25 protein-coding genes and 1 riboswitch are annotated in these 25,257 nt (G+C 34.3%); of the genes, 16 read left to right on the top strand and 9 right to left on the bottom strand.

Annotated elements, in window-relative coordinates:
* Positions 1-135: 135 nt before the first annotated feature.
* Positions 136-816, top strand: a complete 681-nt coding sequence (gene ung, locus DR980_RS03640) for a uracil-DNA glycosylase (protein ID WP_113633890.1) — start codon at positions 136-138, stop codon at positions 814-816.
* 220 nt (positions 817-1,036) lie between these two features.
* On the opposite strand, the gene DR980_RS03635 is transcribed toward ung, so the two are convergent.
* The 5 genes from DR980_RS03635 to porX all read right to left on the bottom strand — a co-directional run bounded on the left by DR980_RS03635 (position 1,037) and on the right by porX (position 5,257).
* A complete protein-coding gene (locus DR980_RS03635; RefSeq protein ID WP_113633889.1) occupies positions 1,037-1,411 on the bottom strand; it encodes a DUF4258 domain-containing protein in 375 nt (124 codons plus the stop codon).
* 36 nt (positions 1,412-1,447) lie between these two features.
* Positions 1,448-2,647, bottom strand: a complete 1,200-nt coding sequence (locus DR980_RS03630; RefSeq protein WP_165151261.1) for an alanine dehydrogenase — start codon at positions 2,645-2,647, stop codon at positions 1,448-1,450.
* A 94-nt stretch (positions 2,648-2,741) separates the two neighbouring features.
* Positions 2,742-3,215 (bottom strand): GNAT family N-acetyltransferase, encoded by a 474-nt coding sequence (locus DR980_RS03625; RefSeq protein ID WP_113633888.1) that lies wholly within the window; start codon positions 3,213-3,215, stop codon positions 2,742-2,744.
* Positions 3,216-3,223: 8 nt separating this feature from the next.
* Positions 3,224-3,631: a tRNA (adenosine(37)-N6)-threonylcarbamoyltransferase complex ATPase subunit type 1 TsaE gene (gene tsaE / locus DR980_RS03620; protein ID WP_113633887.1), complete on the bottom strand. Its 408-nt coding sequence runs from the start codon at positions 3,629-3,631 to the stop codon at positions 3,224-3,226.
* A gap of 72 nt (positions 3,632-3,703) precedes the next feature.
* On the bottom strand, positions 3,704-5,257 hold the full coding sequence (porX, locus tag DR980_RS03615) for a T9SS response regulator signal transducer PorX (protein ID WP_113633886.1): 1,554 nt from the start codon (positions 5,255-5,257) through the stop codon (positions 3,704-3,706).
* Positions 5,258-5,681: 424 nt separating this feature from the next.
* On the opposite strand from porX, the gene DR980_RS03610 reads away from it, so the two are divergent.
* The 5 genes from DR980_RS03610 (at position 5,682) to DR980_RS03590 (ending at position 9,244) form a co-directional block, all read left to right on the top strand.
* The gene (locus DR980_RS03610; RefSeq protein WP_113633885.1) at positions 5,682-6,713 is read left to right on the top strand and encodes a hypothetical protein; all 1,032 of its coding nucleotides are present in this window, start codon (positions 5,682-5,684) and stop codon (positions 6,711-6,713) included.
* A 57-nt stretch (positions 6,714-6,770) separates the two neighbouring features.
* Positions 6,771-7,109 (top strand): hypothetical protein, encoded by a 339-nt coding sequence (locus DR980_RS03605; protein WP_146779212.1) that lies wholly within the window; start codon positions 6,771-6,773, stop codon positions 7,107-7,109.
* A gap of 258 nt (positions 7,110-7,367) precedes the next feature.
* Complete coding sequence (locus DR980_RS03600) at positions 7,368-8,144, top strand: alpha/beta hydrolase (RefSeq protein ID WP_317047918.1); 777 nt, start codon at positions 7,368-7,370, stop codon at positions 8,142-8,144.
* A gap of 49 nt (positions 8,145-8,193) precedes the next feature.
* Positions 8,194-8,733 (top strand): GNAT family N-acetyltransferase, encoded by a 540-nt coding sequence (locus DR980_RS03595; RefSeq protein ID WP_113633883.1) that lies wholly within the window; start codon positions 8,194-8,196, stop codon positions 8,731-8,733.
* A gap of 31 nt (positions 8,734-8,764) precedes the next feature.
* The gene (locus DR980_RS03590) at positions 8,765-9,244 is read left to right on the top strand and encodes a GyrI-like domain-containing protein (RefSeq protein ID WP_113633882.1); all 480 of its coding nucleotides are present in this window, start codon (positions 8,765-8,767) and stop codon (positions 9,242-9,244) included.
* 115 nt (positions 9,245-9,359) lie between these two features.
* Here DR980_RS03590 and DR980_RS03585 read toward each other — a convergent pair whose 3' ends face one another.
* The 4 genes from DR980_RS03585 to DR980_RS03570 are packed head-to-tail and all read right to left on the bottom strand — an operon-like array spanning position 9,360 to position 15,580.
* Entirely contained in the window at positions 9,360-10,760 is a 1,401-nt protein-coding gene (locus tag DR980_RS03585; RefSeq protein WP_113633881.1) for an efflux transporter outer membrane subunit, read from the bottom strand.
* A complete protein-coding gene (locus DR980_RS03580; protein ID WP_113633880.1) occupies positions 10,750-13,920 on the bottom strand; it encodes an efflux RND transporter permease subunit in 3,171 nt (1,056 codons plus the stop codon). The genes DR980_RS03585 and DR980_RS03580 overlap by 11 nt, the downstream gene beginning before the upstream one ends.
* 33 nt (positions 13,921-13,953) lie before the next feature.
* Positions 13,954-15,060, bottom strand: coding sequence for an efflux RND transporter periplasmic adaptor subunit (locus DR980_RS03575; RefSeq protein WP_113633879.1), 1,107 nt, complete (start codon positions 15,058-15,060; stop codon positions 13,954-13,956).
* A 22-nt stretch (positions 15,061-15,082) separates the two neighbouring features.
* A complete protein-coding gene (locus DR980_RS03570) occupies positions 15,083-15,580 on the bottom strand; it encodes a GbsR/MarR family transcriptional regulator (RefSeq protein WP_113633878.1) in 498 nt (165 codons plus the stop codon).
* 241 nt (positions 15,581-15,821) lie between these two features.
* Between DR980_RS03570 and DR980_RS03565 the strand changes: the two genes are divergently transcribed.
* The 10 genes from DR980_RS03565 to DR980_RS03520 all read left to right on the top strand — a co-directional run bounded on the left by DR980_RS03565 (position 15,822) and on the right by DR980_RS03520 (position 25,011).
* A complete protein-coding gene (locus DR980_RS03565) occupies positions 15,822-16,616 on the top strand; it encodes a 3-keto-disaccharide hydrolase (protein ID WP_113633959.1) in 795 nt (264 codons plus the stop codon).
* Between the two features lie 120 nt (positions 16,617-16,736).
* A complete protein-coding gene (locus DR980_RS03560; protein ID WP_113633958.1) occupies positions 16,737-17,966 on the top strand; it encodes an HD domain-containing protein in 1,230 nt (409 codons plus the stop codon).
* A gap of 40 nt (positions 17,967-18,006) precedes the next feature.
* Positions 18,007-19,050, top strand: a complete 1,044-nt coding sequence (gene lpxD, locus DR980_RS03555; protein WP_113633877.1) for a UDP-3-O-(3-hydroxymyristoyl)glucosamine N-acyltransferase — start codon at positions 18,007-18,009, stop codon at positions 19,048-19,050.
* Positions 19,043-20,431, top strand: a complete 1,389-nt coding sequence (locus DR980_RS03550) for a bifunctional UDP-3-O-[3-hydroxymyristoyl] N-acetylglucosamine deacetylase/3-hydroxyacyl-ACP dehydratase (RefSeq protein ID WP_113633957.1) — start codon at positions 19,043-19,045, stop codon at positions 20,429-20,431. The genes lpxD and DR980_RS03550 overlap by 8 nt, the downstream gene beginning before the upstream one ends.
* A gap of 85 nt (positions 20,432-20,516) precedes the next feature.
* Positions 20,517-21,302: an acyl-ACP--UDP-N-acetylglucosamine O-acyltransferase gene (gene lpxA / locus DR980_RS03545; RefSeq protein ID WP_113633876.1), complete on the top strand. Its 786-nt coding sequence runs from the start codon at positions 20,517-20,519 to the stop codon at positions 21,300-21,302.
* Positions 21,303-21,475: 173 nt separating this feature from the next.
* Entirely contained in the window at positions 21,476-22,042 is a 567-nt protein-coding gene (gene efp / locus DR980_RS03540) for an elongation factor P (RefSeq protein WP_113633875.1), read from the top strand.
* A 68-nt stretch (positions 22,043-22,110) separates the two neighbouring features.
* On the top strand, positions 22,111-23,040 hold the full coding sequence (locus tag DR980_RS03535) for a UDP-3-O-(3-hydroxymyristoyl)glucosamine N-acyltransferase (protein WP_113633956.1): 930 nt from the start codon (positions 22,111-22,113) through the stop codon (positions 23,038-23,040).
* A 1-nt stretch (position 23,041) separates the two neighbouring features.
* Positions 23,042-23,404, top strand: coding sequence for a nuclear transport factor 2 family protein (locus DR980_RS03530; RefSeq protein ID WP_113633874.1), 363 nt, complete (start codon positions 23,042-23,044; stop codon positions 23,402-23,404).
* A gap of 94 nt (positions 23,405-23,498) precedes the next feature.
* Positions 23,499-24,371: a succinate--CoA ligase subunit alpha gene (gene sucD / locus DR980_RS03525; RefSeq protein ID WP_035672307.1), complete on the top strand. Its 873-nt coding sequence runs from the start codon at positions 23,499-23,501 to the stop codon at positions 24,369-24,371.
* Positions 24,372-24,588: 217 nt separating this feature from the next.
* Complete coding sequence (locus DR980_RS03520) at positions 24,589-25,011, top strand: hypothetical protein (protein ID WP_113633873.1); 423 nt, start codon at positions 24,589-24,591, stop codon at positions 25,009-25,011.
* A gap of 123 nt (positions 25,012-25,134) precedes the next feature.
* A riboswitch (SAM-I-IV-variant riboswitch) is annotated at positions 25,135-25,231 on the top strand.
* Positions 25,232-25,257 lie beyond the last annotated feature (26 nt).

Genomic DNA, 25,257 nt, shown 5'->3' with positions numbered 1-25,257 from the left:
TTCTTTTCAACACAAAAATAGCTAATAGTTAAGACTATTTAACAGACTTTCACAAAGAATTAATGAATGTTTATTATCCTTTTTATGTTTCAAAAAAAATATTCTCTCTGTATCTTTGCGTTCTAATATTTAATTATGCAGATCAATCTCAATACCACTTGGCAATCCATTTTATCAGATGAAATCCAGAAACCCTATTTTCAGGAATTAATGGAAACGGTTGAGGAGGAGTACAAAAATCATACCTGTTATCCTCCAAAAGAATTGATTTTTGCTGCATTTAACTATTGCAGTTTCAAAGATGTAAAAGTGGTTATCATTGGTCAAGACCCGTATCATGGGAAAGGCGAAGCGAATGGTTTGTGTTTCTCTGTGAATGATGGAGTGCGAATTCCGCCCTCGTTACGCAATATTTTCCGCGAAATGAGTGAGGATTTGGAAACTATTTTCATGCCCACTTCCGGTAATTTAGAAGCTTGGGCAAAGCAGGGCGTTTTGTTGTTGAATGCCTCGCTGACCGTGAGAGAAGACAATGCGAATAGTCATAAACACTTAAAATGGAATGTTTTCACTGATGCTGTAATCCAGAAAATTTCGGAAGAAAAAGAGCATGTTGTTTTCTTGCTTTGGGGAAATTTTGCTCATAAAAAAGGACTCAAAATTGACCGAAACAAACATTTGGTTTTAGAATCCGGGCATCCTTCGCCTATGAGCGCCAATCAAGGAAAATGGTTCGGGAATAAACATTTTAGTAAGACGAATGCGTATTTAAAACAAAACGGATTGGAATTAATTAATTGGATTTCAGTAGATTAATTGTGTTTTTTGAAAACGTAAATAGGTATTTTACCTGCTTTGCGTGAGTGATGGAAGTGGAGCTCTTTTTTGAGAGGCGTTTCAGCCTCCAAAAAATGCGGGAACGTACAGCACGACCCGAAGTTGCGAGGAGGAACGACTAAGCAATCTGCAGGGTCACGCCCAAATTAAAATAGTGTTATTGAAAAAATTCAACCACAAATAAGACTAATTAAAGCGCCTATTTTTTTATTATATCTTCTAAAACAGCTTTATCAGCGTAATTAATGACTTTCAAAGTTACCTCTTGGTTTTTGATTGTTTTTCCTTCGATGATATATAGCTTTCCTTTTTTAAGTTCGATATTACTGTTGTCAAAATCTACGTCACCAAATTGCAATGTGTTTTTAATATCGGCAGTGTCAATCCATTTTTCAGCCAAAATCATTGAAGCTTTATCCGAATAATAAAACGGTTTGTTTCTCAAATCATTTAAAACTCTTGCATTTGGAAAATAGTTACAACGGGTATCTTTACCACTAAAAACTAAGGCTACAAAAAATAATCCGATAACTAAACCTACTAGATAATAAGCAAAACGATGTATAAACTTCATGAATTAAATTTTTGGCAAAGGTAGAAGAAAGTTTTCTTAAAAAACAATTAAATTGATGTCGTTATAAGGCAAATCAAACCATTCGCCTATGGATGTATTAGTGAGGATTCCGTGGTACATATAAACGCCATTTTTCAACCCTTTATCGCAACGAATAGCACTTTCAATGCCGCCATCTTCAGCAATTTTCATCAGGTAAGGGGAAATTATGTTGCTTATAGAAAGTGATGCCGTTTTAGAATATCGGGAAGGTATATTCGGCACGCAATAATGCAAAACATTGTTTTTTATAAACGTTGGTTTCTCATGTGACGTCACTTCTGAAGTCTCAAAACAACCGCCGGTATCAATACTTACATCCACAATTACGGCTCCATTTTTCATGTGCTCCACCATCGTTTCTGTAACTATAACAGGACAACGTTCTTTGCCTCGCATGGCGCCAATGGCTACATCACAACGTCTTAACGCTTTTAGTAACGCTTTTGGTTGTATCGTGGAAGTGAAAATACGTTGGTTTAAATTATTTTGTAAACGCCGCAATTTGGTAATAGAATTATCAAAAACTTTCACACTGGCGCCTAAACCAATTGCGGTTTTAGCAGCAAATTCCCCAACGGTTCCTGCGCCCAAAATAACCACATCAGTAGGAGGGACGCCGGTAATGTTCCCGAATAATAATCCTTTTCCAAATTCGTTGGTAATCATCAACTCAGCAGCGATAAGAATGGATGCTGTTCCGGCAATTTCGCTCAAGGATTTCACCGCAGGATACGTTCCGTCTTCGTCCTTGATGTATTCAAAAGCTAAAGCAGTAATTTTCTTTTTCGTTAACGCCTCAAAATATGTTTTCTTTCGGGTTTTCAATTGAATGGCGGACAGCAGAATTGTCTGCGGGTTCATCATTTCAATTTCGGCAAGTGTAGCTGGTTCCACTTTCAAAATCATGGGGCAACTGAATACTTTTTTGGTGTCATTAGTAATTTCGGCACCTGCATCAGAATATTCTTTGTCGGTATAACTCGAACTCAATCCCGCTCCCGCTTCAATCATCACGCGATGGCCATGATAGGTAAGCGAGTTAACAGCATCTGGGGTAAGACAAATTCGGCGTTCCTGATAACTCGTTTCTTTTGGAATCCCAATAAAAAGTTCGCTTTTTTGTCTTGCAATTTCCAGTTTTTCCTCCTGTGGTAAAAGCTGTTGTTTTGTGAATGGCGTTATAGTTATTGACATTGATGTTGTTAAATTAAGGGTACAATTTACGTAAAAAGTTTTATAAACAGTACAAATTCAATCTTCTTAAATTCATTTGTAATGCTGCTAAATCTCAGCGAATAATTCTTTCCATTTTTATATCGGCTCGTTCATAAACGCCATCTTCCAACGGTACTTCTACGAAACCAAATTTTTCATACAAATGAATAGCCGACAGTAATTTCCGGTTCGAATATAAAATCACTTTCTCCATTCCTTTTGCTTCAGCAACAGCAAGACAATGCAACATTAGTTTCTTGCCAATTCCTAATCCTTGTACACCATCTGTAACTGCCATTTTACTCAGTTCGAAAGTCGTATCGTCAATTTTTATTAAGGAAACCGTTCCTACGATTTCATCTTTGTATTTCGCGTAAAAAATCATTCCTCCTTTGTCTATTATCTGACCTTGCGGATCCGAAAGCACAAGTTCATCTTTGGGTTCAACCTTAAAATGTTTTTGCAACCATTCCAGATTTAAAGTTTTTATAGCTTCTTTATATGTCGGAGAAAAAGGTATAATTTCAATAGTATTGTCTACACTCATGTTTACTTTCAGCTTAAAGTTAAAGAACGTTTCCCATCAGCGAGCAGCGAAATATTGATAACCGAATGTACCTCGGGAATCAAATTTGGAATCTTCTCCGCCCATTCTATAAAGCACCAATTACCGGAATATAAATAATCATCAATACCCATATCCATAGCTTCTTCCTCTTTGTTTAATCGATAAAAATCAAAATGATAAACCAGCTGATTATCATCGGCTTCATATTCGTTAACTAAAGAAAAAGTTGGACTGCTCGTTGCTCCGGTTACGCCAAGTGTTTTACACAATTGCTTTATTAATGTCGTTTTTCCAACGCCCATTTCACCGTGAAAAAGAATCACTTTTTTAGGTTTATTGGCAATAATTTGCTGCGCCACTTCTTCGAGCTGGTCTATAGAAAAAATGATATTCATTCTTATAAAATTGTTTAAAGTTTAAAGTTTAAGGTTCTTGCCGTAAGCTGAAAACTGAGACTGACTACTTTTTTATTTCGGGTTAAAAACTAAAAACGGAATAATCATTTCTTCCAATGAAATTCCACCGTGCTGATACGTGTTTTTGTAATAACTCACATAATGATTGTAATTGTTGACATAGGCCAAGAACAAATCATTTTTTGCAAAAATATAAGAACTACTCATATTTATGGTAGGCAAACCAATATTTTTCGGTTCTTTAACCGCATAAACATCTTTGTGTTCGTACGTCAAACTGCGTCCGGTTTTATAACGTAAATTCAAACTCGTGTTTTTGTCACCTACCACTTTCGATGGATTTTTTACATTTATTGTACCGTGATCAGTGGTTAAAATCAATTTGAAACCCATTTTTTGGGCCTGTTGAATAATTTCTAAAAGTGGGGAATTCTTAAACCAACTCAACGTCAGCGAGCGATACGCTTTATCATCTGAGGCCAGTTCTTTTACCACATCCATCTCCGTTTTGGCATGCGAAAGCATATCTACAAAGTTGTATACCACGGTCACTAAATCATTATCTTTTAAGGCTTTGAAGCTTTCGGCTAATTTTTTTCCGCCGGCAAGACTGGTAATTTTAAAATAATCTTCCTTTATATTCAAGCCCAATCGTTTCAATTGCGCCGTCAAAAATTCTGCTTCAAAAAGGTTTTTTCCGCCTTCTTCCGGGTCATTTTTCCAGTATTGCGGAAACTGTTTCTCCATTTCCAGTGGCGTTAAACCAGAGAAAATGGCGTTTCTTGCATATTGCGTCGCCGTAGGAAGAATAGAGTAGTATGGCACCTCTTTTTCCAGTTTATAATAATTTCCCACTACACTTTCAAAGGTTTTCCATTGGTCGTAACGAAGGTTGTCAATCACGACAAACAAAATGGGCTTGTCTTTTTTCTTTAGTTCAGGAAGTACTAATTCTTTGAATAATGTGTGCGATTGAACCGGTTTATCGGCTTTTGGTGCAAACCAATCCTCGTAATTGCGCTCAATGAATTTTCCAAATTGGGAATTGGCTTCTGTTTTTTGAGATTCCAAAATTTCAATCATGCTCTGGTCATCGATATTTTCCAATTCCAGTTCCCAAAAAATCAATTTCTTGTACAACTCAATCCAGTCTTCATAGGAATTCACCATCGCCATTTCCATGGTAATTTTTCTAAATTCCTTCTGATAATCCAGCGTAGTTTTTTGCGAAATCAATCGGGAATGATCCAGATTTTTCTTCAAACTCAACAAAATCTGGTTCGGATTCACGGGTTTAATCAAATAATCGGCAATTTTAGAACCTATGGCTTCCTCCATAATGTATTCTTCCTCACTTTTCGTAATCATAATCATAGGAACCGAAGATTTTTTCTCCTTCATTTCTGACAGCGTTTCCAAGCCGCTCATTCCGGGCATATTTTCATCCAAAAAAACAATATCAAAATTATTTTCCTCAAAAATTCCAATGGCGTCAAGTCCGTTGTTACAGGTTGTTACTTCGTAATTTTTCTTTTCCAGAAATAATATATGTGGTTTCAAAAGGTCGATTTCATCATCTACCCAAAGTATTTTTATTTTATCCATAATTGTATCAACAAGAGTTCTAACGTACTAAATTAAAGTGCCAAATTACATTTTTTTGTAACGGCTACCTGCTAATATTATGATAATTTTTTAACACACTTTCGCTGCATTTTACAAAATTAGGATTCGCTTTCGGTTTGTTTTAGATTTGTTTCTGGGCGTGCCCCATCCTAGGAAAACTCCGTCCGGGTCGGGCTGTACGCTGTATCTTTCCTTTTTAAAGAAAAAAGGAAAGGATGCCGCTTCCATCCCTCACGCACTTGAAAGAATTGTTGGGTTTTACAAGAACTTTTGAGAAGATGAGTTTTTGGTAATATAAAATACATTTGATTATTTGTAGTTTTTATTTTATATTTTCGTTTAAAAATAATGATAGATGTTTAATAGACAAAGCCGCACATATAAATAAGTTAGCAGACATTTAATGAAACCCAATTGGCAACAAAAATTTAAAGATTTTCCTGAAATTCCTCCAAAAAAAAGATGGCAGGAGAACTTGCATATGTCACCTGAACAAGAAATTGCGATGAAATTCATAAATCAGCAACCTGTTTCTAAAAAGGAAGAGGAAACTTTTAAAGAATTTCTCGAATTTTATAAAGTTCTAAACGAGAGATTAGAAAGTTTAGATTATTCATCTTTATCGGATGTTGAAAGAGAATTATTTAAAGAATATATTTTATATGCATTTAATTATCTACCAATTGTTTCAAACAATCTAACGATTTTTTCAACTTATCGCATGGTAATAAATGAGTCAGTTTTAGGTGAAAATGAAAGAATTACTAACGCAAAATATTTAAAACACCCTACATTAGAAATTGTCCAAAAGATAGGACGTTATAATAGAGCAAATTCAATAAATACAACTGTTTTTTATTCATCTGAGTCAATTGATACAAACCTTAAGGAGTTAAGACCTCCTCTTAATAAACCTATAACAATAGGAGTTTGGCGTCCAAAAATTAATCGTAAATTCCTATCATATGCGATTTCGCATGGAAAAGAAGCGATTAAAAATAATGTGGGTGTTGCTAAAGCAACTAAAGCATTTGAAGAACTTAAATCATATAATTCTCCTCTATTTATCGAATACATTGAAAATTATTTTAATTTACTTGGTAGAGAATTTTCGAAAACCGTTTCTCACCATTCAGAATATTTAATGAGTTCAATTATGTCAGAACTAATACTTCATGGGAAGGGAAGTGATACTAATTTTGAATGCATAATCTATCCTAGTGTCGGCAATAATTTCAAAACTGATAATATTGCTATGCGTACAGATGTATTTGAGAACGACTTTTATTTGGAGAAAGTAATTGAATTCGAGGTAACAGAAGCATTTTATGATGATCCATCCATTGCTGACGAAGCTGATGAGATTACAATAGCAGATGTCACAAAAGTTTCTATTTCAACTGAAATTGATAAAGATGGCAATATTAAATGGTAGGAGAACGTAGTGGCAAGCAACCTGAAATTGAGAGAAAATTTAATAATTAAAATATACGTGAAGAAAATAATAAAATATTTGCTCAATTTTACTGCATTAAGTTTTATGATTTTTTATTCTTATTTCTCTTATGCAATAATAGTTAGAGTTCCAAATATTGATAGGCTTATGAATTTAATTTATAGTCAAGTAGAAAAGCTCACACTAGTTTCAATTGCATTTATTATAATTATAACTTTTATAAATTATGTTTTTGAAAGAAAAATTGAGAAAAGAAAAACTTCATATGAATTTACTTGGCTATTGCTCATTCACATTATCATTTTAATTTTAGCTATTGCTTATTATTCAAATGATTTTTATAAACAATTTATAAAACATCCAGAATATTTTTAAAACTGAAGCCAGCCACTAAAAGCGACACAACTCAAAACAGTAATATATAAAGGCTAGTGCAAGCGTCCCGCTCCAGACCACAAACGAAATTGATTAGAATAATAAAAAAATGAACCATATAGAAGAATGTCAAACACATTCGAATAAAAAAAAAGAAGAAAAATAAAATGATGAAACCAATATTGATTTTAATACTGCTCTTTTTTACAACAGTTTCTAATTCGCAAAATAGTAAGTCAAAAGAGAATAGTAAACCTTTTGTTCTGGGAAGCATCGAAGAAATACATTCAAAAGTATTATCCGAAAAAAAGAATACTAAACATTTGTTTACCAGAAGGATATCAACAAAATGATACCATCACTTATCCGGTAATCTATTTACTAGATGGTTCTGCAGACGAAGATTTTATTCACGTTGTTGGGCTTTTTCAATTCAACAGCTTTTCTTGGATAAATAGAGTTCCAAAATCAATTGTTGTGGGAATTGCAAATGTGGATCGTAAAAGAGATTTTACATATCAAAGCACTATCGAAGCGGACCAAAAAAGATATGCAACTGCGGGGAAATCGGCAAATTTCATTTCATTTTTAGAAAAAGAATTACAGCCGTATATTGAAAAGAAATACAAAACAAACGATTCAAAAACCATTATTGGACAATCATTAGGCGGACTTTTGGCTACTGAAATTTTACTTCAGAAACCCAATTTATTCAATAAATACATCATCATAAGTCCAAGTTTGTGGTGGGATAATGGCTCTTTATTGCGTCAAAATTCAGTTATTTATCAAGAAAATTTTAATAAAAAAATTGATATTTACATAGGAGTTGGCAAAGAAGGACTTGCACCAAGTGAGATTCCGCATGTTATGGAAGTAGATGCAAATCTCTTAACAGAAAAATTAAAATCTACAAAGTCTAAAACAATACAAGTCAATTTTGACTATTTGCCGCATGAAGACCACGCCACGATAACGCATCAAGCTATTTTTAACGCTTTGAGAATTTTGTATCCGATGAGCACGGAAAAGTAAAAGATACTTTTATAATTGGACTGACTGTATTAATTTAAAAAAACAAAAAATGAACATCGTAATTCTCAAAACAGAACGATTGATTTTACGACCAATTACTGTAATGGATTTGGATTATATTCACGAATTGCATTCTTTGAAAGAAACAGATGAATTCAATACGTTAGGAATTCCGGCAAATATCGAAGAAACAAAACTTCTGTTAGAAAAGTGGATTTCTGAAAACAATAAAGAACCTACGACCCATTTTACTTTTGCGGTCGAATTAAAAACCGGAAACCAAATTATAGGATTAATTGGAATCAATTTGGGGAAAGTGAAATATAAAAATGCTGAAGTTTGGTTCAAATTTCACAAAGACCATTGGAACAAAGGCTACGCTACAGAATCTTTAAAAGAAATTCTCCGTTTTGGTTTCAATGAACTGAATTTGCATCGGATTGAAGCAGGTTGTGCCGCAGGAAATATAGGTTCTATTAGTGTTTTGGAGAAATCTGAAATGACAAGAGAAGCCCACACGCGAAAATTATTACCATTGTCATCCGGTTGGTCTGATAATTACGGCTATGCTATTTTAGCAACCGATTAGTCATTTGTTCAATCTAAAGAAGCAACGTTGTATGAATCCCAGAATTGAAATATTACCAGAGAAACAATTAATTGGCAAAAGAATTACACTTTCATTATCCAATAATAAAACGGCTGAACTGTGGAAAAGTTTTATGCCCAGACGAAAGGAATTTCAAAATAGTATTGGAACCGATTTGTATTCTATGCAAAAATATGATATGTCCTATTTTAAAACTTTTAATCCCAATACTGAATTCGAAAAATGGGCCGCCATTGCTGTAACGGATTTTGATGAAATCCCAGAAGGAATGGAACCAATTATTTTGGCTGGAGGATTGTATGCAGTTTTTATTCATAAAGGAGATGTGACGATTGCTTCAAAAACATTTGAGTATATTTTCGGAACTTGGTTGCCCAACTCTGAATACGTTCTTGATGATAGAATGCATTTTGAATTATTAGGAGAAAAGTACAAGAACAATGATCCAGATTCCGAAGAGGAAATTTGGATTCCAATCCAACTGAAATAAAAATTTTGATTAATTATCAAAAGAACAATTGCTATAAAAGACAAAACCACTGCCGGTACAAAGAGCAGTGGTTTTGAAGAAACAGGAATCAATAATAATTAGTCAAGCAACCTCATTATTGCCAGCCACCACCGAGGGCTCTGTACAATTGAATTATCGCTTTGTATTGTTGAAATTTATTGTCTATCAAGCTTAGTTCAGCATTCAAAGCATTGTCTTTTACCGTCAAAACTTCTAAATAATTGGCTAAACCGTACGTCAATAATTCATCCGAATAATCGGTGGCTTTATTCAACGCATCGACTTGTTTTTCTCTAACTGTAAGTTTATACGTCTCATTATTGTATTGTGCCAAAGCATCCGAAACTTCTTTTCCAGCAGTCAATAATGACTGTTCAAATTGAAGATAGGCTTTTTCCTGATTGGCTTTTGCAATTTCAAACCTCGTTTTAATTTGGCGTTGATTGAAAATAGGTTGTGTCAATCCCGTAATTACATTGGCGAAAATTGAATTGGCACTAAACCATTCTTTCAAATCGATACTCTGAAGTCCGCCAGTTGCAGTAACTTTCAATGTTGGATAAAAATTACTTTTGGCAACATTAGTCTGTTCAAAGTTTGAAATTAAATTGTATTCAGCTGCAATTACGTCAGGTCTGTTTCGTAGTAAAGTTGCAGGAACCCCAAGTGTAATTGTAGGTTGCATGGATTGAGACTCGAATGTGCTTCTTTCAATTTTTGCAGGACCTTCACCCATAAGAATACTGATGGTGTTTTCAAGAATAATGATGCTATTTTTTAAATCGGCAATGATGATTTGAGTAGCATATTTCTGTGCTTCGGTTTGTTTAACGCCAACTTCGGTTACATTTCCCGCTTTTTTCAATGCTACAATAGTTTCAACACTTTTGTCTCTGTTTACCAAGGTTTTCTCCGCTAATTTTATTTGCGCATCAACCGAAAGCAATTGATAATAAGTAGCGGCAATGTTAGCAATCAACTGAGTTTTTACGGCTTGATTGGCAGTAGTTGTTTGCAAATATGCAGCGTTTGCAGCGCGCTTGTTGCTTCTTATTTTTCCCCAAATATCAGCTTCCCAAGAAAGATTTCCTGTTAGCTGATATTGATTGGTACTTCTGTCTTGCAACAATGCACCAAACTGACTATTCCTAGAAAGTTCCTGATGCGTCCAATCGGCACCGGCAGAAAGAGTAGGGAAGTACCCTGCTTTTCCTTGCTTCATCGATGCTTCTGCCGCTGCAATATTTTGCATGGCAATTTTGATATCCAAATTATTTTCTAATCCTTTCTTGATATATTCCTGCAAAAGCGGATCCGTGAAAACGTTCTCCCAGGCAACATTTGCAAGTGAAATGGTATCGGTTGAAACAATTTCGTTTCGGTATAAATTTTCCGTTTTTAATTCCGGTCGTTCGTATTCTTTGGCAACAAAGCACGATTGCATTACAGTTGCGGTTACAACAAGTACTGCTATTTTGGCTAACTTATTCTTCATTTTCTTTGTTTAAAAGTGCGACATCTGAATCCTGATTTTCTACAGGAAGTGGTTTTGTAGAAATTTTTTCCTGTAAGGTTTGGAAAACAATAAACAATACCGGTATAACAAAAACTCCAAAAATAGTTCCTATTAACATTCCACCAATAGCCCCAGTTCCAATAGCATTGTTTCCAATAGCTCCAGCACCTTTAGCTAACATTAAAGGCAATAATCCAAAGATAAATGCAAATGATGTCATTAATATTGGACGCAAACGCGCAACTGCTCCATGAATAGCAGCTTGTGTAATACTCATTCCTTTTTTTCTGGAATCTACAGAAAACTCGACAATCAAAATGGCGTTCTTAGCGAGTAATCCAATAAGCATAATAAGTGTTATTTGTAAGTAAATATTATTACTCACATCGAATAAATAAGCAAATAAGTACGCTCCTGCTAAACCAATTGGTAATGAAATTAATACGGCAAAAGGCAACATATAACTCTCGTATTGAGCGGCTAATAAGAAATATACAAATACCAAACACAATAGGAAAATATACAAGGTTTGACCACCTGCACTTATTTCCTCTCGGGTCATTCCTGAAAACTCATAACCATAACCAATAGGTAAGTTTTGACTTGCCACTTCCTCGACTGCTTTGATGGCATCACCAGAACTGAAACCTTCGTTTGGTGCACCAGTGATTTTTACAGAAGTAAACAAATTGAAACGCTCTATAGCTTGAGGACCAAATACTTTTACTAACGTCACAAATTGTGAAATAGGAGCCATCTGACCGTTTTTATTTCTGACCAATACTTGATTTAGTGATTCGGGATTACTTCTAAATTCGGGTTCAGATTGGTAAACTACACGAAATTGTTTTCCAAATTTGTTAAAATTAGATGCATAAACCCCACCATAATATCCTTGCATCGTTCCTAAAACATCGGTAACTGTTAAACCTGATTTTTTTATGGAAGCAACATTCAAATCAATTCGGTACTGCGGATAATTTGGAGAAAAAGAAGTAGTCGCATATTTGATTTCAGGACGACTGTTTAAAGCTGCTAAGAATTTATTATTTACTTCACTTAATTCCGAAATTGTTCCTCCTTTTTGATCTTGTAATTGAAATTCAAAACCATTGGTAAAACCAAAACCAACAAGTGTAGGACGAGCAAAATAAAGTACTTTTGCATCTTTTACGGAAGCGGTTCGCTTAAATAATTCCTGTACAACTGCATTTATTTCTTGATTTGATTCTTTACGTTCTTCCCAAGTTTTTAATTTCACGATTACCATTCCGTAGTTACTACCGGTACCACTTAGTAAACTTCGACCTGATATACGAAGCACTTCTTTTATTTCAGGAATGTCTTTAACTTTATTTTCAATTTGTAATAAAACCTCTTCTGTTCTTTCCAATGACGTTCCTGGCGGAAGGGAAACATCCGAAAGAATCGCACCTGTATCTTCACCTGGAACAAAAGCCTTTGGAGTAATATTTAACAATAAAATAAAAATCCCTGCAAAGATGGCAATTCCTAAAAATGCCAACCATTTTCGTTTTATAAAAAACTCAACAGACCTTTTGTATTTAGCGGTTGTAGTTTCAAATCCAACATTAAATGCGGTATAAAAACGTTCTGCAAAACCTTTTTTCTTGGCACTTTTATCGTGTTCTTTTAAGAAAATGGCACATAAAGCTGGGGAAAGCGTCAAGGCATTAATAGCTGATAATACAATTGAAACAGCTAAAGTTATTCCAAACTGCTTGTAGAAAACTCCCGCAGATCCACTGATAAACGAAACTGGAATAAATACCGCCGACATAACTAGCGTAATGGAAATAATTGCACTACTAATATCTTGCATGGCACTGTGAGCCGCTTTTTTGGGATCATGTTCCCCAGCTTCCATTTTGGCATGGACGGCCTCAACGACGACAATGGCATCATCGACAACAATTCCGACAGCGAGTACTAAGGCAAAAAGCGTTAGTAAATTTATGGTAAAGCCAAATAAACTTAGGAAAAAGAACGTTCCCACAATTGCAACAGGAACTGATATTGCAGGTATAAGAGTTGATCTCCAGTCTTGTAAGAAGATAAAAACTACGATGAATACTAATATAAAGGCCTCAATTAAGGTATGAATTACTTTAGTAATAGATTCGTCCAGGAAGTCGTTTGCATTAATTAAAGTGGCATATTTTACTCCTTTCGGGAAATTTACTTCCGCTTCATCCAATACTTTTAAGGAACCTTCAATTACTTCTTGTGCATTAGATCCTGCAGTTTGAGCAATTGCAATCGCAATGGATTTGTTTCCATTTGTGTAAGCATTACTGGCATAGTTTACAGCTCCCAATTCAATTTTTGCAACATCGCCTAACTTAAGGATTTCTCCATTTTCCGTTGAACGAACAATAATTTCTTCGAACTCTTTTACATTTTGTAAACGCCCTTTATATTTTAAAGCATATTGAAAAGATTGGTCTCCACTTTCACCTAATTGCCCTGGAGCGGCCTCAATATTCTGCTCAGCCAATAAAGCTGTAATGTCTGAAGGAACAAGTCCATAAGCTCCCATTACATCTGGCTTAAGCCAAATACGCATGGAGTAGTCTTTTTGTCCAAAAATCATTGCTTCTCCAACTCCAGCTACACGTTTTATTTTTGGTAAAATATTAATGTTAGCATAATTTTGAAGAAAAGTATCATCATAATCGGGGTTGTCACTATATAATGATAAAATCAAGATATTATCGCTCTGTCTCTTTGAAGTTGTTACACCAGCTCTTGTAACTTCTTGCGGTAACAAAGGTGTAGCACGTGAAACACGATTTTGCACATTTACAGCTGCTAAATCTGGATTTGTGCCTAATTTAAAGTAAATATTAATGGCTGCCGAACCATCATTATTTGATGTAGAAGTCATGTAAGTCATGTCTTCAACACCGTTAATTTGTTCTTCTAATGGAATTACCACCGAGCTCATTACCACTTCGGCACTGGCACCTTGATAATTTGCTGATACAGTTACCGTAGGTGGCGCTATTTCTGGATATTGTGAAACTGGAAGTGAGATTAACCCTAAAACTCCCAAAATTACGATGATAATAGAAATCACCGTTGACAATACCGGTCTGTCAATGAATTTTGAAAACATATTTTATTATTTATTCAATAGTTAGTGTGTGAATTATTTTTTTGTAGGATTGATTATGGTATTAAAATCAACTACTTCAGGTTTAATAAGGGTTCCTTCAGTTACAATTCCAACACCTTCAACAAGTATTTTATCATTTAAATTTAATCCGCTATCCACAACAAAAAATTTACCTCCAGGAATTGCGCGAACCACAATAGGAACTGCTTGCACTTTGTTATTTTTATCCACAACAAGTGCAATTCGCTTATCTTGTAATTCTAATGTCGCATTTTGTGGGACAATAATAACATCTTCTAAATTTGTTGGGATTTGTATCGTTCCACTTCCTCCAGAACGCAACAATTTGTTCCCATTTGCAAATCGTGCTCTTACATTAAACGACCCTGTTTGAGAATTAGCTTGTCCGCTAAAAGTTTCAATTTTTCCCTTTTGTTCATAAGACATACCATTGCTCAAAACCAAATTCACCGCTTCCATTTTGTTGATTTTTTCCTGAAATGACTTTCCTTCAGCATTCATCATGATATCCAATTGTTCTTTTTCATTCACTGAAAAATAAGCATAAATGGTACTCACATCTGAAATTCGGGTTAATGGTTCAACAGTTTGGCTACTGACATAACTTCCAAGTCTTAAGGGTAAATTCCCTACGATTCCGTTCACGGGACTTTTTATAGTAGCATAATTAATTCTGGCAACTATACTTTGATAGGTACTTCTAGCACTAGCTAAATTTGCTTTTGCAGTTTCTAATTGCACATCACTGATAATGTTACGTTCTACCAAAGGGATTAAACGATTAACCTCCACTTGAGCAGCAGCAACTTTTGCTTTTGCAGCACCAGCTTCTTGGGTTGCTGTTTGTGTCTCTAATTTAAAAAGTAATTGCCCTTTTTTAACCTCTTGACCTTCTTGTACATATATTTTTTCAATATAGCCATCTACTTTTGCACGAATGTCAATATCTGTAATACCTTCTAAACTTGCAGGATATTCCGCTAATAAAGTGGTATTAGAGGTTCCTATTTCGACCACTTTGTAGGACATAACTGGAGGAGCCGTTTGAGCAGTTTCTTTTTTGCAGGAGAGTAAGCTTATTGATAACAAAATTACACTTATAAAATATTTCTTTTTCATACGGACTATTTACTAAAATTGATTAATTATTTTTACTGTTATTGATTTCTATTTCTTTGAATTTTTCGATGGTTTTAATCAAAAGTTCCTCTACTTCGCAAACATGCGCTTTATAGGCTTTTACATTTTCCATATTGCATTGTTCCTCTTTACAAGAAATAGTCTGCTCTCTGTACGTGATTAATTTGTCTATTATTTTTTTTTCAAAATCAAGGATTTTGATATAATTAGAAAGTCTTTCGCTGAATGGAGACGGTTTAAAATATTTTTTACGATCACCACTTATTGTGTAGTAATTTATTTTATCCATCTTAAGAAGTAGATTTAAGTTTGTTGAAATAGAGCTTTTACTGGCACCCATTTTTTCTACTATCTCTTCAAATGTTAATCCGGTCTTGCAACCATCTACTATTAATAATCCAAGAATTCTGGAACCTAGTGGCGGTAAATTGTATAATAACTCAAAATGAATTCCGAACATTTCAATGAGTTCTTCTCTCTCTTTTTGGATTGTTGACATAATTTTTTTTGCAAAAGTAAAGTTAGTTCATAATTTACCGAACTAAACGAACTTAAAATTATGTTAATTTTTAAGAAAACGATTTCTTTAGAATTTACTTTCTTTCGAATAAAAATCTAAAGTTTAATCCTCAATTAGTTATATTTAAATTAAAAGTTAGTTCGTGAAAAAAAAATGCTTAATATTGAAAAGAGAACTATTACACACTATTTATATTTTTTTAAACCAAATGAATTTAACTATGAAATCTAAAAACTTTAAGAACTCTTTTCTAATGCTTGCCTTATTTTCTGCAACGGCAGCTATGGCGCAACACAAATATGTGAATACACCGCCGGAAGTTTCACCAATGCAAATGAAACCTGAAATGACTGAAATTTGGGAACCGGAAGTAAAAGTAATTACTCCCGCAAAAACCATTGGAAATGCTCCTTCGGATGCAATTATTTTATTTGACGGTAAAAATCTGGATCAATGGGTAAGTCAAAAAGATGTTAGTAAACCTGCAGCGTGGAAAATTGTTGACAAAGATTACATGGAAGTTGTTCCGGGTTCTGGAGCCATTCAAACCAAAATGGCTTTTGGTGATTGTCAGTTGCACTTGGAGTGGAGTGCGCCGGATGTTGTTTTAGATGGCGGACAGGCAAGAGGAAACAGCGGTGTCTTTTTTCAAAACAGATATGAATTGCAAATATTAGATTCCCACAATAACAGAACTTACAGCAATGGACAGGCGGGAAGCATCTATAAAGATCGTCCACCATTAGTTAACGCTGTGAAAACACCATTAGAGTGGAATGCTTATGATGTAATTTATACGGCACCTCGATTCAAAGCGGATGGCAGAATTGATGCTCCGGCTAGAATCACCGTATTTTTGAATGGGGTTTTAGTACAAAATAACACTACAATCAACGGATTGACACTTTATATTGGTTTACACAATTATCCATCGTCTCATGGTGAAGATGTTATTTCGCTTCAAGATCATGATTCTAAAAATCAATTCAGAAATATTTGGATTAGAAAACTTTAAAAAGTAAACTAACGGAGCGTAACAAACGCTCCGTTTTTTTTGCTCTAAATCAGAAGCAGGAACGTTTCTATTTTGAAATCTAAATTACTTATATTTGTTGACCTTAAAAACAAACTTATAGTGAGTCAAATCAATAAGCTGAAAATATTCAATGATCCCATTTATGGGTTTATTACCATTCCAAATGCCTTAATCTACGATTTAGTTCAGCATCCCTATTTTCAAAGATTGCGTCGAATTTCCCAAATGGGATTGTCATATTTAGTATATCCTGGTGCCAATCATACCCGTTTTCATCATGCTTTAGGTTGTATGCATTTAATGCAAAAAGCAGTCGATGTATTGCGTTTCAAAGGAGTTTCTATTTCTCCCGAAGAAGAAAATGCGTTGTATATTGCTATTTTATTGCATGATATCGGACATGGACCGTTTTCGCACGCTATGGAAAAAAGTATCGTTGAAGATGTGCATCATGAAGAAATATCGCTACTATTCATGAACCAATTGAATGTCGAATTTAACGGTCAGCTAAGTTTGGCTATTCAGGTTTTTAAAGGGGAATACAATAGAAAATTCATGTTGCAGTTGATTTCGAGTCAGTTGGATATGGATCGAATGGATTATTTGAAACGCGATAGTTTTTACTCGGGCGTGGCAGAAGGAAATGTCAACTCAGAACGACTGATTCAAATGATGAATGTGGTGGACGATTATTTGGTGATTGAAGAAAAAGGAATTTATTCTGTTGAGAAATTCTTAATGTCCAGACGCTTGATGTATTGGCAGGCATATTTGCACAAAACCAGTTTAGTGGCAGAGTTAATTTTGATGAAAATCTTAAAGCGCGCCAAAGAATTAACGTTAAAAGGAGTACAATTGCCATGCAGTGAACCGCTGCTGTTTTTCATGCAAAACAAGGTCACTATTGATACTTTTGATGCTGAAACCTTGGATTTATTTGCTCAATTAGATGATTTTGATATTATTGGAGCTTTGAAATCTTGGCAAAAACAGGATGATTTTATTCTGTCGTCTTTGAGTAAAATGATAGTAAACCGAGATTTATTAAAAATAAAATTAACGAGCGAAAAAGTAGCGATTGAAGAATTGCAGCCGCTGAAAGAACGTTTTGCAATAGAAAACAATATTTCATTATTAGAAACTAATTATTTTATTTTTAAAGGGAAAATAAAAAATCAAGCCTACAGCAAAGAAGCGGAACCGATACGGATTTTGAAAAAAGACAGCACAATTGAGGACGTCATAGAATCTTCTGACCAGCTGAATTTAAAATCGTTATCTAAATTAGTGACTAAGTATTATATCTGTTTCCCAAAACAACTGTTATAAAAACGTCATTTAAAATCTATTTTTTTATATTTTTGTCGGGATGAAATTTACAGCAGAACAAATAGCGGGGATTTTAGAAGGAGAAGTTGTTGGGAATCCCATGGCTGAAGTTTTTAGATTGTCAAAAATCGAAGAAGGGGCTGAGGGATCACTTACTTTTCTCTCAAATCCTAAATATCTTAATTATATATATTCTACAAAAGCCTCTGTAACAATTGTTAATGAAACTTTTGTTCCGGAATCACCTTTGACAACCACATTGATAAAAGTGCAAGATGCTTATGCGGCATTTTCTAAATTATTAGAATTTTACAATCAGGTGAAATTAAATAAAAGTGGTATAGAGCAGCCTTCTTTTCTTTCGCAGAGCGTAAAATACGGAGATAATTTATATCTTGGTAGTTTTAGTTATGTGGGACAAAATGTAGTTTTAGGTGAAAATGTAAAAATTTATCCTAATTGTTTTATTGGCGATAATGTGGTAATTGGCGATAATGTATTGTTATTCGCTGGTGCAAAAATATATTCGGAAACCGTAATAGGGAATAATTGTACGATACATTCCGGAGCAATTATCGGTGCTGATGGTTTTGGTTTTGCACCAAATCCAGACGGAACGTACACTAAAATCCCACAAATAGGCAATGTAATTATTGAAGACAATGTAGATATAGGTTCATGTACCACAATAGATAGAGCTACAATGGGTTCTACAATTATTAGAAAAGGAGTAAAGCTTGACAATCAAATTCAGATTGCCCATAATGTAGAAATTGGCGAAAATACCGTAATTGCCGCTCAAACAGGAGTTGCAGGTTCTACAAAAATTGGAAAAAATGGAATGATTGGAGGCCAAGTTGGAATATCAGGACATTTAAATATTGGGAATAATGTTAGAATCCAAGCTCAATCGGGTGTAGGTCGAAATATAAAAGATAATGAAATCTTGCAAGGAAGCCCTACATTTGGATACAATGATTTTAGTAAATCGTATGTTCATTTCAAGAATTTACCAAAAATTGTTGCAGAAATAGAAGAATTAAAAAAACAAATATTAAACCAAAAAAATGGAAACAATGGTTAAACAGAAGACCATCAAAACAGAAATTTCGCTAACTGGAGTTGGATTACACACAGGAAAAGAAGTAAAAATGACTTTTAAACCTGCTCCAGTGAATAATGGTTTTACTTTTGTTCGAGTAGATCTGGAAGGACAACCTATTATTGAAGCAGATGCAAATTATGTTGTAAACACGCAAAGAGGAACTAATTTAGAAAAATTAGGAGTAAAAATTCAGACACCTGAACATGTTTTAGCAGCATTAATTGGTTGTGATTTAGATAATGTCATTATCGAATTGAACGCCTCTGAACTTCCTATAATGGACGGTTCATCTAAATATTTTGTAGAAGCTCTTGAAAAAGCAGGTTTTGAAGAGCAAAATGCAAAAAGAAATGTATATGTGGTGAAAGAAGTGATTTCTTTTACTGACGAAGCATCAGGAAGTGAAATTCTAGTAATGCCAAGCGATCATTATTGTGTAACAGCGATGGTTGATTTCGGGACTAAAATTTTAGGAACCCAAAATGCAAACATGAAAAGCATTGCTGATTTCAAAACTGAAATTTCAGAGTCCAGAACTTTTAGTTTCTTGCATGAATTAGAATCTCTTTTAGAAAATGGATTGATAAAAGGTGGTGATTTAAATAATGCTATTGTTTATGTTGATAAAGAAATTTCAGCTTCTACAATGGAAAATTTAAAAGTTGCTTTTGGAAAAGACGAAATTACCGTTAAGCCAAATGGTATTTTAGATAATCTTACATTACATTATCCAAACGAAGCAGCAAGACACAAATTACTTGATGTAGTAGGTGATTTAGCTTTAATTGGAACAAGAATTCAAGGAAAGGTAATTGCGAATAAACCAGGACATTTTGTAAACACACAGTTTGCGAAAAAAATGGCGAAAATCATAAAAATTGAACAAAGAAATTATGTTCCTGTTTATGATTTGCACCAAGAACCATTGATGGATATTCATAAAATTATGGCGGTACTTCCTCACAGACCACCGTTTTTATTGATTGACCGAATCATTGAAATGTCTGAAACCCATGTTGTAGGGATGAAAAATGTAACGATGAATGAAAATTTCTTCGTTGGTCATTTTCCTGAAGCTCCGGTAATGCCGGGTGTTTTGATTGTTGAAGCAATGGCACAAACGGGTGGAATCCTTGTATTAAGCACTGTTCCTGATCCTGAAAATTATTTGACTTATTTTATGAAAATTGATAATGTTAAATTCAAACACAAAGTATTACCAGGTGACACTTTGATTTTTAAATGTGATTTAATTACGCCAATCAGAAGAGGAATTTGCCACATGCAAGCGAACGCTTATGCAAATGGAAAACTGGTTGCTGAAGCGGAATTAATGGCGCAAATTGCAAAAAAACAATAGATTTAGATTGAAAACGTTACAATTGAATCTCAACAAGAATCAATTAGATTTTTTTTCTAATAAATATAAAAATAAATAATAGCTGATGAATCAACCACTAGCCTATGTTCATCCAGGCGCCAAAATAGCCAAAAATGTTGTCATCGAGCCATTTACAACCATACACAATAATGTAATTATTGGAGATGGAACATGGATTGGTTCAAATGTCACCATCATGGAAGGGGCAAGAATTGGAAAAAATTGCAATATATTTCCGGGTGCTGTAATTTCAGCAGTGCCTCAGGATTTAAAATTTGGTGGAGAAGAATCTTTGGCAATAATTGGAGACAATTGTACTATTAGGGAGTGTGTCACCATCAACAGAGGAACGATTGCATCAGGTCAAACTACGTTAGGTAACAATTGTTTGGTAATGGCAACGGCACATATTGCGCACGATTGCCATATAGGAGATAACGCTATTATTGTCAACGGAGTCGCTTTGGCTGGTCATGTTACCGTTGGTAAATACGCCGTTATTGGTGGTTTGGCAGCAATTCATCAATTTATTCACATTGGCGATCACGCGATGATTTCTGGTGGATCTTTGGTACGAAAAGATGTTCCGCCTTTTACAAAAGCAGCAAAAGAGCCTTTATCTTATGTTGGAATTAATTCCGTAGGATTGAGAAGACGCGGTTTTACAACTGAAAAAATCAGAGAAATACAAGATATTTACAGAATTCTGTATCAAAAAAATTACAATACCACTCAGGCTTTAGGAATTATTGAGGCAGAGATGGAGGCTACGCCTGAAAGAGATGAAATCATTGATTTTATTCGAAATTCATCAAGAGGAGTAATGAAAGGATATTCTGGGAACTATTAATCCCCTCCCCAGCCCTCCCCGAAGGGGAGGGAGTCAAAAATTGAATTATATTGACAAAAAATGTATGGCGGTAAAAATTAAATAACAGAAAAAAAATAATTAAGTAACTAATTTCCATCCAGTCTCCCTCCCCTTCGGGGAGGGTCGGGGTGGGGAAAACAAAAAAAAATATAATGGCATCTACATCAGATATTAAAAACGGATTGTGTATCAAATACAACAACGATATTTACAAAATCATTGAATTTCTTCACGTAAAACCAGGAAAAGGTCCAGCTTTCGTTAGAACTAAATTAAGAAGTTTGACTAACGGAAAAGTTTTGGACAATACGTTTTCAGCGGGTCATAAAATCGAAGAAGTTCGAGTTGAAAATCATAAATTTCAGTTTTTATATCCAGAAGGTGATCAATTTCATTTTATGAATACAGAGACTTTCGAACAAATTACTTTGAACAAAAACATTCTTGATTCCCCGGATTTATTGAAAGAAGGAGAAAATGTAATGGTAAGTATCAATACAGAGACTGATTTACCTCTTTCTGTAGATATGCCGGCATCTGTAATTCTTGAAGTTACTTATGCGGAGCCAGGAATCAAAGGAAATACAGCTACAAATGCAACAAAATCAGCAACTGTTGAAACTGGGGCAACTGTAAATGTTCCTTTGTTTATTAATGAAGGAGATAAAATTAAAATTGATACTGCATCAGGTTCTTACATGGAACGTGTAAAAGAGTAGATTACAGTGTTCAGTATTCAGTTTGAAAATGAGCTGAATACTGAATATTGAAACCGAACATTAAATTTATGAAATTCCAAAAAGTTTACACTTTAGAAGAAATTGCTACTATCATCGACTGTGAATACGTTGGTGATAAAGATTTTCCAGTGACTGGAATGAATGAAATTCACGTTGTTGAATCTGGAGATATTGTTTTTGTGGATCATCCCAAGTATTATGACAAAGCATTAAATTCAGCAGCAACAATAGTTTTAATCAATAAAAACGTAGCTTGTCCGGATGGAAAAGCATTGTTGATTTCTGAAGATCCTTTTAGGGATTTTAATAAATTGACAAACTATTTCAAGCCATTTCAGTTTTCTAATGTTTCAATAGCTACTTCAGCTTCTATCGGTGAAGGAACTGTAATACAACCTAATACATTTATTGGAAATCATGTTGTTATTGGGGAAAATTGTTTAATTCATTCAAATGTTTCCATTTATGATTATACCGTTATTGGGGATAATGTAATCATTCATGCAGGAACTATTCTGGGTGCTGATGCATTTTATTACAAAAAACGTCCTGAAGGATATGATCAATTACTTTCTGGTGGTAGAGTGGTCATCAAAGATAATGTGGGAATAGGGGCGCTTTGTACTATTGACAAAGGAGTTACAGGCGATACCACTATTGGTGAAGGTACAAAAATTGACAATCAGGTACATGTTGGACACGACACTGTTATTGGGAAAAAATGTTTAATTGCTTCCCAAACCGGAATTGCAGGCTGCGTGATTATTGAAGACGAAGTTACTATTTGGGGACAAGTAGGAACAACCAGCGGAATAACAATAGGCGCTAAGGCAGTTATTATGGGACAAACTGGTGTCACAAAATCTGTCGAAGGTGGGAAATCCTATTTTGGTACACCAATAGAAGAATCAAGAGAAAAATTGAAACAACTGGCTAATATCAAGAAGATACCAGAAATTCTTAATAAACTAAAGTAATATGTCTGCTAAAGAAATCGTTCAGCAATTTTACAAATCAGATGCTCTCATTGATAGCGAGGTCATAAAAGATTTTTTGCATCCTGAAGTTATCGTTGAATGGAACAGTAGCAAAGGATTAGTTCAATTGAATTATGATTCTTTGGTAAGTTTATCCAATGATTTGAGCAAGGCGTATGTACGTTCTAAAGTTCGTATTAGTCATATTATTTCTGAAAATGATTTAATTTCAGTTCGGTATTCTCATTTTGTAAAAACGATTGAGAATCCAAGAGAAGAGATGTTATTAGCACATTTTATTGTTATTTGGCAAATAAAAGACAAGAAATTATTTCGAGGGTATCAAATGAGCCAATTATCCTAATTTAGTGTCAAAAAACTGAATGACGAAGATTGATTAGTGCTTACTATTTTATACTTTTGCATAACCATTTTAAAAACTACATAAAAAATATATCATGAGTGTTTTAGTTAATAAAGATTCCAAAATAATTGTTCAAGGTTTTACAGGAAGCGAAGGAACTTTCCATGCTTCTCAAATGATTGAGTACGGTACTAACGTTGTTGGTGGTGTAACTCCAGGAAAAGGTGGGACTACTCACTTAGATAGACCAGTTTTTAATACTGTAAAAGATGCTGTTGAACAAGCGGGTGCTGATACAACTATCATTTTTGTACCGCCGGCTTTTGCTGCAGATGCAATTATGGAAGCTGCAGATGCTGGTATAAAAGTAATTATTGCAATTACTGAAGGAATTCCTGTTGCTGACATGATAAAAGCAAATAGTTATGTTAAAGAAAGAAACGCAAGATTAATCGGTCCAAACTGTCCTGGAATTATTACTCCGGGTGAAGCTAAAGTTGGTATTATGCCAGGTTTTGTTTTTAAGAAAGGAACCGTTGGTATTGTTTCTAAATCTGGAACATTAACGTATGAAGCTGCTGACCAAGTTGTAAAACAAGGATTAGGAATCACTACTGCAATTGGTATTGGTGGAGATCCAATCATTGGAACTACTACAAAGGAAGCGGTTGAATTATTGATGAATGACCCAGAAACAGAATGTATCGTAATGATCGGTGAAATTGGTGGACAATTAGAAGCTGATGCTGCTCATTGGATTAAAGCTGATGGTAACCGTAAACCAGTTGTAGGTTTCATCGCAGGAGTTACGGCTCCTCCAGGACGTACAATGGGACATGCTGGTGCAATCGTTGGTGGATCTGATGATACTGCTGAAGCTAAGAAACAAATCATGAGAGAATGTGGAATTCACGTAGTAGATTCTCCAGCTGAAATTGGTAAAAAAGTAAAAGAAGTTTTAGGTTAATCTAAACTCCAATTAAATATTTTTAAAAGCCTCACAATTTGTGGGGCTTTTTTATTATTAATTGAATTAAAGAAATATCTTTGCACTTTATTAAATATTTCTGTTTTTGCAGATTCAATTGTAATAAGAACAAACATAAACGAATGGTTTCTTATGGACCTCACGATTTTGTGGGGTATTTTTTTGTCGAAACCAGTTCAAATAAAAATAAAATAATATGTACAAAGAGTTAAAAAATTTCAAAGTTACCAATCAGTTTTCATTTACTACAGAGGATAGTTTAGCAGAAGTTTGCAACGCATCAGAAGGTTCTGGAGTTTTTTTAGTGTATTCAGTAGGTGATGAAAAAGAACTAATTATGGTTGGTTCTACTGGAACTGTTCAAAATAATGGAACTTTGAAAATTAAAAATGGTGGTTTGAACGATAAAATCGTTGAAGGACACCAATTTGCAAAAACAGGAAGAAAATATTCTTGGCCAGCACAAATGAAAATTGAAGATATCAGCATGCTAGAAGTAGTTTGGTATGAGACATTCAACGATAAAACTAAAGTGATTCCAACATTCGTAGAAGGGCAAATTTTACAAAATTTCCTTGACGAAAATGGAAGATTACCAAAATGGAATGTAGCTTTCTAAAAGTTAACAACTGTTTTTCAGTATTTTATATTTAAGCGCTGCATTTTTATGTGGCGCTTTTTTTGTTTTATTATTTTTTTGAATGAAATTTAAAATATTTTATAATTAATTAATTACTTTTGCACCCGTTATCACGAATCCTGCAATAGGATAGCAACCTGCAACAACAAGCAAGGTGCTAAAACGATAAGCCAAATCCTTTGGAAAAAATGTTGTTTACATTCCCATATTTAGCTTTGTTTTTCG

Source organism: Flavobacterium psychrolimnae, from assembly GCF_003312425.1.
Lineage (GTDB): Bacteria > Bacteroidota > Bacteroidia > Flavobacteriales > Flavobacteriaceae > Flavobacterium > Flavobacterium psychrolimnae.
The sequence above is the reverse complement of the archived record's forward strand: the minus strand, read 5'-3'. Positions and strand labels throughout refer to the sequence as shown.

Excerpts from the sequence above, each read along its gene's own strand:
- ung (WP_113633890.1), top strand. The coding sequence starts at position 136 with ATGCAGATCAATCTCAATACCACTTGGCAATCCATTTTATCAGATGAA.
- DR980_RS03635 (WP_113633889.1), bottom strand. The coding sequence starts at position 1,411 with ATGAAGTTTATACATCGTTTTGCTTATTATCTAGTAGGTTTAGTTATC.
- DR980_RS03630 (WP_165151261.1), bottom strand. The coding sequence starts at position 2,647 with ATGTCAATAACTATAACGCCATTCACAAAACAACAGCTTTTACCACAG.
- DR980_RS03625 (WP_113633888.1), bottom strand. The coding sequence starts at position 3,215 with ATGAGTGTAGACAATACTATTGAAATTATACCTTTTTCTCCGACATAT.
- tsaE (WP_113633887.1), bottom strand. The coding sequence starts at position 3,631 with ATGAATATCATTTTTTCTATAGACCAGCTCGAAGAAGTGGCGCAGCAA.
- porX (WP_113633886.1), bottom strand. The coding sequence starts at position 5,257 with ATGGATAAAATAAAAATACTTTGGGTAGATGATGAAATCGACCTTTTG.
- DR980_RS03610 (WP_113633885.1), top strand. The coding sequence starts at position 5,682 with ATGAAACCCAATTGGCAACAAAAATTTAAAGATTTTCCTGAAATTCCT.
- DR980_RS03595 (WP_113633883.1), top strand. The coding sequence starts at position 8,194 with ATGAACATCGTAATTCTCAAAACAGAACGATTGATTTTACGACCAATT.
- DR980_RS03590 (WP_113633882.1), top strand. The coding sequence starts at position 8,765 with ATGAATCCCAGAATTGAAATATTACCAGAGAAACAATTAATTGGCAAA.
- DR980_RS03585 (WP_113633881.1), bottom strand. The coding sequence starts at position 10,760 with ATGAAGAATAAGTTAGCCAAAATAGCAGTACTTGTTGTAACCGCAACT.
- DR980_RS03580 (WP_113633880.1), bottom strand. The coding sequence starts at position 13,920 with ATGTTTTCAAAATTCATTGACAGACCGGTATTGTCAACGGTGATTTCT.
- DR980_RS03575 (WP_113633879.1), bottom strand. The coding sequence starts at position 15,060 with ATGAAAAAGAAATATTTTATAAGTGTAATTTTGTTATCAATAAGCTTA.
- DR980_RS03570 (WP_113633878.1), bottom strand. The coding sequence starts at position 15,580 with ATGTCAACAATCCAAAAAGAGAGAGAAGAACTCATTGAAATGTTCGGA.
- DR980_RS03565 (WP_113633959.1), top strand. The coding sequence starts at position 15,822 with ATGAAATCTAAAAACTTTAAGAACTCTTTTCTAATGCTTGCCTTATTT.
- lpxD (WP_113633877.1), top strand. The coding sequence starts at position 18,007 with ATGAAATTTACAGCAGAACAAATAGCGGGGATTTTAGAAGGAGAAGTT.
- DR980_RS03550 (WP_113633957.1), top strand. The coding sequence starts at position 19,043 with ATGGTTAAACAGAAGACCATCAAAACAGAAATTTCGCTAACTGGAGTT.
- lpxA (WP_113633876.1), top strand. The coding sequence starts at position 20,517 with ATGAATCAACCACTAGCCTATGTTCATCCAGGCGCCAAAATAGCCAAA.
- efp (WP_113633875.1), top strand. The coding sequence starts at position 21,476 with ATGGCATCTACATCAGATATTAAAAACGGATTGTGTATCAAATACAAC.
- DR980_RS03535 (WP_113633956.1), top strand. The coding sequence starts at position 22,111 with ATGAAATTCCAAAAAGTTTACACTTTAGAAGAAATTGCTACTATCATC.
- DR980_RS03530 (WP_113633874.1), top strand. The coding sequence starts at position 23,042 with ATGTCTGCTAAAGAAATCGTTCAGCAATTTTACAAATCAGATGCTCTC.
- sucD (WP_035672307.1), top strand. The coding sequence starts at position 23,499 with ATGAGTGTTTTAGTTAATAAAGATTCCAAAATAATTGTTCAAGGTTTT.
- DR980_RS03520 (WP_113633873.1), top strand. The coding sequence starts at position 24,589 with ATGTACAAAGAGTTAAAAAATTTCAAAGTTACCAATCAGTTTTCATTT.